This window comes from Pseudomonas pseudonitroreducens, from assembly GCF_021603645.1.
Classification (GTDB): domain Bacteria; phylum Pseudomonadota; class Gammaproteobacteria; order Pseudomonadales; family Pseudomonadaceae; genus Pseudomonas; species Pseudomonas pseudonitroreducens.
This window is the reverse complement of the sequence record NZ_BQHJ01000002.1, coordinates 575,943-587,642: the sequence shown is the minus strand read 5'-3', so window position 1 is coordinate 587,642 and position 11,700 is coordinate 575,943. Positions and strand designations below refer to the sequence as shown.

The window sequence follows — 11,700 nt, the reverse complement described above, 5'->3', positions numbered from 1 at the left end:
CGTGAAGATTTGAGCGCGCTTTCATGACCGCAGAATGGCAGCCGAATTTGCGGACCCGCGCAGGGCGCGCGGTAGCGCTGGATTCTGAGGTGTTGGCAGGCGCAGGACCGCTATGTAGGAATGTCCTGAACGAGGATCTGCGAGGAGGGAATTGGCCGGGGCAGGATCACTGCACCCGGCGGTGCGCCTGTCGAAGCGAAGGCGCGAGATGGCAAGAAGCCCGAAGGACACCGCCGGGTTCGTGGCCTGGCGGGCGCGGCGTGGCGGGCACGTCGCGAGATGTGATGCGCAAGGCAATCGCACCCGTGTCGCAGAGCAAGGTGTGTGCCAGAGCCGGAGACTACGCCAGAGCGCTCTGCGACGCTGTTCGCCCTTGGTCGCAGTCGAAGCGATCGGCGGATTTCTGCTCAGCCATCGGTGTCATCGGCGGAATTTCCGCCACTGCCGGAAAACAGCAGGCCGTGCTTGCGCAACTTGTCATGCAGTGTCTTGCGCGGCAGGCCGAGTGCCTCGGCAAGGCTGCGCAGGGAGTTGTGCGTTCGGCTCATCTCCGCGGCGATCAGCGAGCGCTCGAACGACTCCACCTGCTCGTTCAGGCCTGCGCCGGGCGCAATGGCCATGGCCTGGCCATGGCTGTCATCCAGCCCCAGGTCCAGGCCGAGCGCATAGCGCTCCGCGGCGTTCTGCAGCTCGCGGACATTGCCCGGCCAGCCATGTGCCAGCAGTTGCGCACGTTGCGCCGAATCCAGGGGGCGAGCGGCCAGGCCATGGCGTTCCGCGCCACGTTCGGCAAAGTGCTGAAACAGAATAAGGATGTCATCGCCGCGCTCGCGCAGCGGTGGGATGCGCAGGCTGGCGACATTCAGGCGGTAGTAGAGGTCGGCACGGAAACGGCCTTCATCGGAGGCCAGGCGCAGGTCTTCCTTGGTCGCCGCGATGATGCGGATATCCAGGGGAATGAGCTGGTTGGAGCCCAGGCGTTCGACGGTGCGCTCCTGCAACAGGCGCAACAGCTTGACCTGCACGTCCAGGCTCATGCTCTCGATCTCGTCGAGGAACAGTGTGCCGCCGTTGGCGAACTCGAACTTGCCGATACGGCGCTTCTGCGCGCCAGTGAAAGCGCCCTGCTCATGGCCGAACAACTCGCTCTCCACCACCGACTCGGCCAGTGCGCCGGCGTTGATGGCGACGAAGGGGCCGTTGCGGCGGCTCGACAGGTCATGCAGGGCGCGTGCGACCACCTCCTTGCCCGAGCCGGTCTCACCCAGGATCAGCACGTCCGCCTGGATTGCCGCGAGCGACGCGACCTGCTGCTGCAAGCGCTGCATGGGCGCCGACTGTCCGACCAGACGCCCGCGGACTTCCTTCTGTTCGGTCAGGGCCATGCGCAGGCTGCGGTTTTCCAGCACCAGTCGGCGTACGTCCAGTGCGCGACGCACACTGTCCAGCAGCGCATCGCTGGGGAAAGGTTTCTCGAGGAAGTCGTAGGCGCCCGAGCGCATGGCCTGCACGGCGAGCGGTACATCGCCATGGCCGGTGATCAGGATCACCGGCAGTCCGGAATCCTGCGCGTGCAGTTGCTCCAGCAGTTGCAGGCCATCGATGCCCGGCATGCGGATGTCGCTGACGATCACGCCCGGCCAGTCGCGTGCCTGTTGCGGGTCGATCTGCCGCGCATCGCCCAGGGCAACCACCTTGAAGCCGGCGAGGTCGAGGGTCTGGCAGAGCGCCTGGCGCAGGTGCGCATCGTCATCGATCAGCAGCACCTGGGTGGTGGAGTCGAACGGCTCGGCCAAACTCATGCGCGGGTTTCCTCTTGCGGCGTCAGGGTCACGCCGGGGATGCCCGGCAACAGGTGCAATTGTACGAGAGCGCCGCCCTCGGGGTGATTGCCCAATTCAAGATGTCCGCCCAGCGTGCGCAGCAGGGTGTCGCAGATGGCCAGGCCCAGGCCCAGGCCTTTTGCGCTGGTCTTGGTGGTGAAGAACGGCTCGCGGGCGTGGGCCAGGGCCTCCTCGGAGAACCCGGGGCCGTTGTCGCGCAGGGACAGGATGATGCGTTCCGGCGTCTGCTCGGCGGTCAGCCAGATTCGCCGGGGCAGGCCCTTCTCGGTCAGGGCATCGAGGGCGTTGGAGATCAGGTTGGAGAGGATCTGCCGCAGCCGTGTCTCGCCCGCCTGCACCCAGATCGCCGCATCCGGCAGGTCGCGCAGCAGTTCCACGTTCATCGCCTGGCGGCGTTGGGCGACCAGCGCCAGGGCGTCGTTGATTGCCGGTTGCAGGGCGACGTTCTCTGGCGCACGGCGAGCTCCGCGCGCGTAGGCCTTGAGGTGGCCGATGATCGAGGCCATGCGCCCGGTCAGTTCGCCGATCTGCTGCAGGTTGCCACGGGCGTCGTCGTAGCGCTCGTGGTCGAGCAGCACGCGGGCGTTGTCGGCGTAGCTGCGGATTGCCGCCAGTGGCTGATTGAGCTCGTGGCTGATGCTTGCAGACATGGTGCCCAGGGCTGTGAGCTTGCCGGCCTGCACCACTTCGTCCTGGGCGTGCATGAGCTCGCGTTGCGCCTGCTCGCGGTTGCTGATCTCTTCCAGCAGCCGCGTATTGGCTCCTTCCAGCTCCTGGGTGCGCTCCTGCACGCGCAGTTCCAGTTCGTGCTTGGCCTGGGCTTCGAGCGCGATCCTCTCCAGGTAGTGGCGGCGGCTGATAGTCAGCAGGGAGAGCAGCAGGAGCAATGTGACCAGGGTCGCGGCACCGATCAGCACGACGCTGCGCACGGGTGCGTCGACCTGAGTGCGCGGGGTGTAGATGCTTACCGTCCAGCCGGTCTCCGGCAGATGGCGGCTCTGGCTGATCCAGCGGCGTTGGTCGATCTTCAGGGGCGCCGGGTGAAGCACCGGATAGGGAATGTTTTCGGCGATCTCCCGTTGCTTGGCAGGCGAGAGCTCCTTGCCAGTGTGGAAGCGCCACGCATTGCTGGAGGAGAGGATGACGACGCCGTTGGAGTCCATGACCAGCAATTGCTCCGGCGTATTTCCCCAGAGCTGCTCCATGTGCTCCAGGTCGACCTTCACTACCAGCACGCCGAGCAGTTTGCCGCCGTCACGCACGTCGCTGGCGAAGTAGTAGCCACGTCGCTTGGAGGTGGTTCCCAGGCCAAAGAAACGGCCCTGGCGGCCCTGGGTCGCTTCCTTGTAGTAGGGGCGGAAGGCGAAGTTGCGGCCGACGAAGCTGTCTGCCTGGTCCCAGTTGGACGCAGCATGGGTCATGCCGTCGGCCTGGATCAGGTAGATGACGTCCGCGCCGGTACGCCCGCGGATGCGTTGCAACTCGAGGTTGGCGGCGTTCTGTGCCGCCAGGCTATCGGGCGCCTGCAGGGCGGCGCGCAGGGTGGGCAGTTCGCCGAGGATGGGCGGCAGGTCTTCGTAGCGACGCAACGTGCCCAGCAGGTTGGCGACGTAGAGGTCGAGCGTCTGCTGGTTCTGTTCGGCCAGTTGCTGGCTGTAGTAGCGCTCGGCGAAGTAGTGCAGAGGCCAGAGCAGCGGGGCGATCAGCAGCGCCAGCAGGGCCAGGGATCGCCAGCGGGTGAGGTGTGGGTTCAAGGCGGCGTACGTCGCATACGGTTGTTTCCGCCGCCGATGCTACACCGATCAGCGCACGATGGGCTGCAACTGCAGGAGTTTCATCAGCCGCGCCACGCTTTCCTCCAGGCTGAGGTGGTCGGTGTCGATACGTTCGAAGGGCTCCAGCGGCGCTTCGTAGGGCGAGCCGATGCCGGTGAAGTCCGGCAGCTTGCCGGCACGCGCTTTCTTGTACAGCCCCTTGGGATCGCGCTCTTCACAGACGCTGAGTTCGGTGCTCAGGTGGATCTCGCGGAAACGCTCCTCACCAATGATTTGCCGCGCCTGCTCGCGGTCTTCGCGGAAGGGCGAGATGAAGGAGGTGATGACGATCAGCCCGGCATCGTTCATCAGGTTCGCCACTTCGGCGACCCGGCGGATGTTCTCGGTGCGGTCTTCGTGGCTGAATCCCAGGTCCTTGCACAGGCCATGGCGGACGTTGTCGCCGTCGAGCACAACGGCGGAGTAGCCCAACTCGTGCAGGGTGTATTCGAGGGCGAAGGCCAGGGTGGACTTGCCCGAGCCGCTCAGCCCGGTCAGCCACAGGGTCGCCGGCTTCTGGCGCATGCGGGTGGCACGTTCTTCGGCGCTCAGACGGCCAGTGTGCCAGCGGATATTCTGGTTGGTGCTCATGTTCTGCATGGGTTCCTTTCTGGCTCGCTCAACTGACCAGTCCGCGGCCACAGTAGTGGTCGTCCAGCACCAGTTGCTTGAGCAGCTTACGTTCTTCTTCATCGGGGCTGACGCTGAAGGTCGCCCAGATGTCCTTGGCCAAGTCGCGCGGCGGCAGGAAATCTGCGTGCAGGGTCGCTCGGATGTCCAGTACGTCCCGCAGATACGCCAGCGCCCCGCCCTGGATCTGCTGGCGGATATCCCGCGCGGCCAACTCTTCATCGCCCAGGTCCTGGAACCGGGCAGCCAGGCTGCCGTCGTCTTCCAGCTGGTAATGATTGACCTGGGCGTCGTCGGCGCTGAGCAGTTGCTCGAGCAGGAAGTTCTGGTCGAACAGGCTGCAGTTGCCACGGGTAGCACGGGATACGCGGTCGGAGAAGCATCCGTCAGCGATCACCCCATAGTGACCAGCGAAAGTATCGACCAGTTCGTCGGTGACCATGTAGTAGCCGTTGATCGGTCTTTCCAGCCAGGCGTTCAGGTGGCGCTGGATGGTGCCGGAGTAGCCGACATCGACGACGGCCAGTTTGCCTTCGTCGGTCAGCCCGGATTCTTCCAGATAGCGTTGCAGTGCCGGGGCCTCGAGTTCGGCCTGGGCGAGAATGCGTGGCATCAGATGGCGCAGCACCGGCTCGATATGGCTGACGTCGTTGTTGCCGATATCGAGCAACCGCCCGGCATTCCACAGACCTCGTGCTTCCAGGTCGTGCAGCTCGACGTCGTCGAGAACGACACCGAAGCGAGCGGCGAGCAGATTTTCCAGAGTGCCGGAGAAGTAGTTGGGCCGGGCGAGGGTCAGAATGTCGTCGAAATCACGCAGACGTGGAACGCTGACTGCCCGCCGCGACAGCACCAGGTAGTGAGACGATGCCGTGCCGGGCTCGTGTTCGTCCCACAGATCGAAGGCCGCCTTGAGCAGTTTGCCCTCGCGGGAGAGGAAGTAGAGGCGCTCGGTGCCATCGCGCTCGGCACGCTCGCGCAGCCAGGTCACGAAGTGGGTGAGCAGCGGTCCGACCACGTTGTATCCAAGCAACTCCGCCGAGCCCTGGGAAAAGGCCGCCGGGCGGAAGGTGCCAAAGGCGATCTTGGCGAAGTTGCGGCGCAGCAGCAGGCCCAGGGCCAGTTCGGCGCTGAGGTCGTCACGACCGCGGATGCTTTCCACCAGGCGGCTCCAGTGCGGCAGGCCGCGCGCGAGGTCTACCGGTTTGAGCACATGCAGCAGGTCCAGACCCATGTCGCCGGGGATCTGTACGTCGGAGCGCTCGTTGTCGCCAATCATGAGCATCTGCTCCGGCAGCAATTGCTCCTCGCGCAGGGCCAGCTCGTAGAGCTGCCCGGTATCCTTGCGTACTCCGACTTCTCCGGAGATGTACAGCTTGTCCCACTGCAGGATGCCGGACTTCTGCAGCATGGCGGTGATCACCGGCTGTGGCAGGAACATGTCGCTGAGCAGCACGACACGTTTGCCCAGGCGCTTGGCATAGCGCAGCAGTGCGATGCTGTCGGGGCGCGGAGTGACACAGGCGAACTCGGTCTCCTCCTCGCGCTGGCGCAGGGCCAGGAGGGTACCTTTCTCGATGCCGGCCAGGCGGCCCAGTTCATCGAAGATTTCCGCAGTGGTGATATCGCGGCCGGCTTTCTCCCTGGCGCGAGCCTCCGCGATGGCCCGATAGCGCAGGTATTTTTCCGCAGTGCCCTTGTCGACGCGCTGGGCCGTCAGGCGCTTGATCGACTCCGGATCGAGCAGCGGGCGCAGCAGCAGGGTATCGAAGATGTCGAAGGCGACTGTCTTGATGGTGGGGTTGGAAATCTGCCGTTGCAGGTCCTGCTCGTTGCGCGCCAGGTAGGTGTCGAAGCGCCAGGCCGACCAGGAGTTTGTGTGCTGGCAGCGCAGGATGGCGGGAGGCAGGCCCTGGCTGCGGCTGGTCAGCACCAGCAGGCGCTCCAGGCAGTGGGCGAACGTGCCATCGGTCTGTCCGGCCTCTTCGGCGAAGTCGTCCAGGCTGATGCCGGCTTCAAACAGCGGCGCCAGCGCTTCGCGCGAGGCCCAGAACATGCTGCCGGCGGGGAAGTGGAAATAGCTCTCCGGGATGTCGGTGATACCCAGGCGCTGGCACCATTGGTGGCCCATGGCGCGGTTGGCCAGCCAGGTGTTGGCCACGTAGTGGAGGCGTTCGAAGTTCTGTGGATAGACGATGCCGGCCTGGCGCGACGACAACAACTCGAAGATCGCGCGGATCTGCCGCTCGCTGCCGGCCAGGCTCTGGCACAGGTACTCGCGCCAGCCATCGGTGGCACCGTTGTTGAACAGCGATTTCTTGCTGTGCAGGTGCAGCAGATAGTCGTACTGCTTCAGTGCTTCGCCAAACTGGCAGAACATGGGAGCGATGTCCCGGCCACGGTTGGGGACGATCTCGACCTGCAGGGAGCCCTGGTGGGGCAGGTTGGCGAAGGTTGCCTTGCAGGCTCGCAGCCCCACCTCGTCCTTGACCGAAACGTACAGGTCGTAGGGGAACGGCATGTGACTCAGGTAGCCGCGGAATTCCTCGGCCAGATCGCAGTAGTACATGTGCAGGTGAATGGCGATGCGGCCATCCAGCGCCTCGCACGGAGCGACCTGATAGATATCCGTCAGCTCGGTGGGCCAGTGTGCCGGCGGCTGCGCCTGCTGGTCGAGCTGGCGCTTCCAGCGTTCGTAATGGCCCAGTCCCTGGAACGCGAAGCCGAAGCGGCGATAGGCAGTCAGCAGTAGCCTTTCGCGCTGCGCGGCCGGGATGCGCCAGTAGATCGAGCGCCCGATCTGGTGCAGGTAGTTGCGCAGGCTGACCAGCGCTTCCCCGCGTCGGCCGCGGGCCATGCGCGAGGCAAAACGCACGGGCTTGGTCAGCGTCCAGGAGACCGAGCGCTGAATCTCGTCCAGCGATCCACGGGCGCTGGCCAGGAGCGATTCGCTGTGCTCCAGGTTGGCGGTGAGGCGGGCAATATCGTTCAGTCGCTGTTGCGCGTCTTCCAGCTCCAGATTCTGTTTGGCAATCACGAACTGCAGGCTGTCGATGGTGGCGCGCGACTCCTGGAGCGCCGCGAGGTGCAGGCAGTCCTGCTGATGCAGGGCCTCCAGTGTGGGGCGTAGCGCTCGGAAATGTTCACTCAGCCGCTCGATCTGCAGCAGGGCTTCGGGGCTGCCGAGGGCCAGTTCGTCGTCGGCCAGGCGATGCAGCAGTTCAAAGCATTCGACGACTTCGCCAGGAGCACGCTCGACCAGCTCATTACTGTCGCGGGGGAAACGGCTGTGCTGCAGATCGGCACTGAGGAACTTCTCGATGTACTCGCTGAGTTCCGATTGCGCAGGAGCCGGCAGGTTCAGTTGCGTGGCCAGTCGCCGTATCTGCTCGGCCGGCGCACTCATCAGGCGGTCGTAGCTGAGTACGGCGGCCTGCTGGCCGCGGCTGTGCAGCAGCCCTTGCAGCATGTAGTCGAGCCAGAGGTAAAGCCCCTTGGCTTCGCTGAAACCGTCGCGTTTGTGCAGCGAGCTGGCCACGCTCAGGGGGTGGCGCAGGCTGAGGATGAAGGCCGGTTCGATACCGGCCAACTCGAAGACGCGCAGCCAGAAGGGCAGCAGCAGGGAGATGCGTGGGTCCTTCAGGCCGAAGACCGGGGCTTGGCCGAAGAACTCGCGAAGGTAATCCAGCGCTCGCTTCTGCAGTGCGGAACCTTCGAAACTGGCGAGCCTCTCCGCGCTCAATGGTTTGAGCGAGTGCCAGGTGTGTCCGAGTTCCTCGAGGACATCGGTGTTGATGTCGACGATTTCCTGATCTTCCCAGAAGCCGCGCTCATTATTGCTCTGCGCCGCTGGCATCAGGTTATCGCCCAACTCCACGCCCAGTGTCGTGAGCCCCCTGGCAATCGCACTGGTACCGCTGCGGTGCATGCCGAGAACGACTATGGCTCGTTGACGCTCTTGCACACTGAATCTCCGTCGTTCTTGTAGTTATGGTCGATCTTGGCCGCCTCAGGCAGGCGGCCGTTGGTCACGAGAAGAGCTCGGCCTCTCCCAGAGCGACGCCCTGGCGGTCCTTGCCGGACAGCTCGGGCTCGCCCTGCAATGGCCACTCGATGGCCAGCTGCGGATCATTCCAGGCGATGCAGCGCTCATGCTCAGGCGCCCAGAAGTCGGTGGTCTTGTAGAGAAACTCGGCGCTCTCGCTGGTGACCACGAACCCGTGGGCAAAACCCTCGGGAACCCACATTTGCAGCTTGTTCTCGGCGCTGAGCATCTGGCCGACCCAGCGACCGAAGGTAGGAGAGCCACGGCGCAGGTCGACCGCTACGTCGAATACCTCGCCCTGAACCACGCGAACGAGTTTTCCCTGTGCCTGGCGAATCTGGTAATGCAGGCCGCGGAGAACGTTGCGGGCCGAGCGGGAATGGTTGTCCTGGACGAAGTCGACCGGGTGTCCCACGGCCTGCTCGAATTTCTTTTGATTGAAGCTTTCGAAGAAGAATCCGCGACTGTCGCCAAAAACCTGTGGCTCCAGCAGCAGTACATCGGGAATCGCCAGCGGAGTGACTTTCATCAGTAGACCGTTTGCGTCAGAAGGCGTTGGAGGTAGAGGCCGTATCCGCTCTTGGCGAGCGGCGCGGCCAGGCGTTGCAGCTCTTCGGCGCTGATCCAGCCCTGGCGGAAGGCAATTTCCTCGGGACAGGCGACCTTGAGGCCCTGGCGGTTTTCCAGGGTGGCAATGAACTGGCTGGCCTCCAGAAGCGATTCGTGGGTGCCGGTGTCGAGCCAGGCATAGCCGCGACCCATGATCTCGACCGACAGCTCGCCGCGCTCCAGGTAGGCACGGTTGACGTCGGTGATCTCCAGCTCGCCGCGAGCCGACGGGCGAATGCTCTTGGCGATCTCGACTACGTGTTTGTCGTAGAAATACAGGCCGGTCACTGCGTAGTTGGACTTTGGCGCGGTCGGTTTTTCTTCCAGGCTGATCGCCTTGCCCTGGCCGTCGAACTCCACAACGCCGTAACGTTCCGGGTCGTGCACGTGATAGGCGAATACGCTGGCGCCGCTATCGCGCTGCATGGCGCTGACCAGCAGTTCCTGGAAGTCATGGCCGTGGTAGATGTTGTCGCCGAGTACCAGGGCGCTGAGGTTGTCACCAATGAACTCCTCGCCGATCAGGAAGGCTTGCGCCAGGCCGTCGGGAGACGCCTGTACCGCGTACTGCAACTCCACGCCCCAGCGTTTGCCATCGCCCAGCAATTGCTGGAAGCGCGGCGTGTCCTGTGGGGTGGAGATGATCAGGATTTCCCTGATGCCCGCGAGCATCAGGGTGCTCAGCGGGTAGTAGATCATCGGTTTGTCGTAGACCGGCAGCAATTGCTTGGATACCGACAGCGTAGCCGGATGCAGCCGGGTGCCGGAGCCGCCGGCGAGAATGATGCCTTTGCGTTTCATGTAGCCTTGTTTCCAATCAGTTCGACCAGCATGCGCCGGACGTGGAACTGCCAGTCCGGCAAGGTGAGGCCGAAAGTCTCTCTGAGTCGTGTCGTGTCGAGCCTGGAGTTCGCAGGCCGGACGGCAGGCAGCGGATATTCCTGCGTGGTAATTGGCAGTACCCGCTCGGCGGGCGTGCGCAGGGACATGCCCAGGTTCGTGGCTTCCGCGATGACGAAACGCGCGAAACCGTGCCAGCTGGTTTCGCCCCCCGCGGCCAGGTGATAAATCCCCGTCAGCTGCTCCGCCTGTGGATGCTGGCGCAGGGTAGAGAGCGCCTGGGCGGTCACATCGGCAATCAGTTCGGCGCTGGTCGGAGCGCCGACCTGATCGGCAACCACGCGCAGCTCGTCGCGGTCGCCGGCCAGGCGCAGCATGGTCTTGGCGAAATTGGCGCCGCGAGTCGCATAGACCCAGCTCGTGCGGAAAATCAGGTGGCGGCAGCCGCTTTCACGGATCGCCTGCTCACCGGCCAGCTTGGTCCGGCCATAAACGTTGAGTGGCGCGGTCGGGTGATCTTCACGGAATGGGCGGTCGCCCTGGCCATCGAATACATAGTCCGTGGAGTAGTGCACCAGCCAGGCATCGAGTTCGCCGGCCAGCTTGGCGAGCAGGCCGACGGCCGCGGCGTTCACCTGCTGCGCGCGCTCCGGATCGGATTCGGCCTTGTCCACCGCCGTGTAGGCAGCGGCATTGACGATGATCGCCGGCCGTTGCTCGAGGATCATGGCTCGCAGGCCATCGAGGTCTTCCAGATCGCCACGCTGGCGGTCACAGACGAGCAGTCGGCCGAGGGGGGCCAGCGAGCGCTGCAGCTCCCAGCCGACCTGGCCGTTGGCGCCCAGGATCAGGATATCGTTCATGCGTACTGCTGGCTCAGCCACTCCCGATAGGCACCACTGGCGACGTTCTCGACCCAGGCCTGGTTGTCCAGGTACCAGCGAACGGTCTTGGCAATACCGCTTTCAAAGGTTTCGGCCGGCTTCCAGCCCAGTTCGCGTTCCAGGCGGGAAGCATCGATGGCGTAGCGGCGGTCGTGGCCGGGGCGATCCTTCACGAAGCTGATCTGCTCGCGGTAACTGCGACCGTCTGCACGGGGCGACTCCTGGTCGAGGGTGTCGCAGATGCGGTGCACGACTTCCAGGTTGGCTTTTTCGTTCCAGCCACCGACGTTGTACGTCTCGCCCACCTGGCCCGCCTCCAGCACGCGGCGAATGGCGCTGCAGTGATCCTTGACGTACAGCCAGTCGCGGATCTGCTGGCCATCACCGTAGATCGGCAGTGTTTCGCCGGCCAGTGCATTACGGATTACCAGTGGGATCAGCTTCTCGGGGAAGTGGTACGGGCCGTAGTTGTTCGAGCAATTGGTGGTCAGCACGGGCAAGCCGTAGGTGTGATGGTAGGCGCGCACCAGATGGTCGGACGCCGCCTTGGATGCCGAGTACGGGCTGTTGGGCTGGTAGGGGTGCTGTTCGGTGAACGCCGGAGCGTTGGCCTCCAGGGAGCCATAGACTTCGTCGGTGGATACGTGGAGGAAGCGGAATTCGCTCTTGCGCTGCTCGTCCAGCGCACTCCAGTAGGCGCGCACTGCTTCAAGCAGGTGGAATGTTCCGACCACGTTGGTCTGGATGAAGTCTTCCGGGCCGAGAATCGAGCGATCCACGTGGGACTCGGCCGCGAAGTTCAGCACGGCACGAGGCTGGTATTGCTGCAGCAGGGCCGCTACCAGCTGCGTATCACCTATATCGCCGTGCACAAAATGATGGCGTGCATCGCCATCCACGCTCGCCAGGTTTTCGCGATTGCCCGCATAGGTCAGCTTGTCCAGGCTGACGACGGTTTCGTCCTGAACCCCCAGCCAGTCGAGCACGAAGTTGGCGCCGATGAAGCCGGCGCTGCCTGTTACGAGGATCGTCAT

8 protein-coding genes are annotated in these 11,700 nt (G+C 64.2%); all 8 read right to left on the bottom strand.

The genetic code is table 11. The annotated features are described in order from the left end of the window. Positions 1-407: 407 nt before the first annotated feature. Complete coding sequence (gene dctD / locus L6D89_RS06740) at positions 408-1,802, bottom strand: two-component system response regulator DctD (RefSeq protein WP_236199179.1); 1,395 nt, start codon at positions 1,800-1,802, stop codon at positions 408-410. Beyond that, on the bottom strand, positions 1,799-3,598 hold the full coding sequence (locus tag L6D89_RS06735) for a sensor histidine kinase (protein ID WP_236199178.1): 1,800 nt from the start codon (positions 3,596-3,598) through the stop codon (positions 1,799-1,801). The genes dctD and L6D89_RS06735 overlap by 4 nt, the downstream gene beginning before the upstream one ends. 48 nt (positions 3,599-3,646) lie before the next feature. Next, the gene (gene cysC, locus L6D89_RS06730) at positions 3,647-4,258 is read right to left on the bottom strand and encodes an adenylyl-sulfate kinase (protein WP_236199177.1); all 612 of its coding nucleotides are present in this window, start codon (positions 4,256-4,258) and stop codon (positions 3,647-3,649) included. 19 nt (positions 4,259-4,277) lie between these two features. Continuing rightward, positions 4,278-8,252 (bottom strand): rhamnan synthesis F family protein, encoded by a 3,975-nt coding sequence (locus tag L6D89_RS06725; protein WP_236199176.1) that lies wholly within the window; start codon positions 8,250-8,252, stop codon positions 4,278-4,280. A 64-nt stretch (positions 8,253-8,316) separates the two neighbouring features. Further along, a complete protein-coding gene (rfbC, locus tag L6D89_RS06720) occupies positions 8,317-8,862 on the bottom strand; it encodes a dTDP-4-dehydrorhamnose 3,5-epimerase (RefSeq protein ID WP_236199175.1) in 546 nt (181 codons plus the stop codon). Beyond that, positions 8,862-9,743 carry a glucose-1-phosphate thymidylyltransferase RfbA gene (gene rfbA / locus L6D89_RS06715; RefSeq protein WP_236199174.1) on the bottom strand — a complete coding sequence of 294 codons (882 nt, stop codon included), beginning with the start codon at positions 9,741-9,743 and terminating at the stop codon, positions 8,862-8,864. Before rfbA ends, rfbC begins: the two co-directional genes overlap by 1 nt. Further along, positions 9,740-10,645, bottom strand: a complete 906-nt coding sequence (gene rfbD / locus L6D89_RS06710; RefSeq protein WP_236199173.1) for a dTDP-4-dehydrorhamnose reductase — start codon at positions 10,643-10,645, stop codon at positions 9,740-9,742. The genes rfbA and rfbD overlap by 4 nt, the downstream gene beginning before the upstream one ends. Next, entirely contained in the window at positions 10,642-11,700 is a 1,059-nt protein-coding gene (gene rfbB / locus L6D89_RS06705) for a dTDP-glucose 4,6-dehydratase (RefSeq protein ID WP_236199172.1), read from the bottom strand. Before rfbB ends, rfbD begins: the two co-directional genes overlap by 4 nt.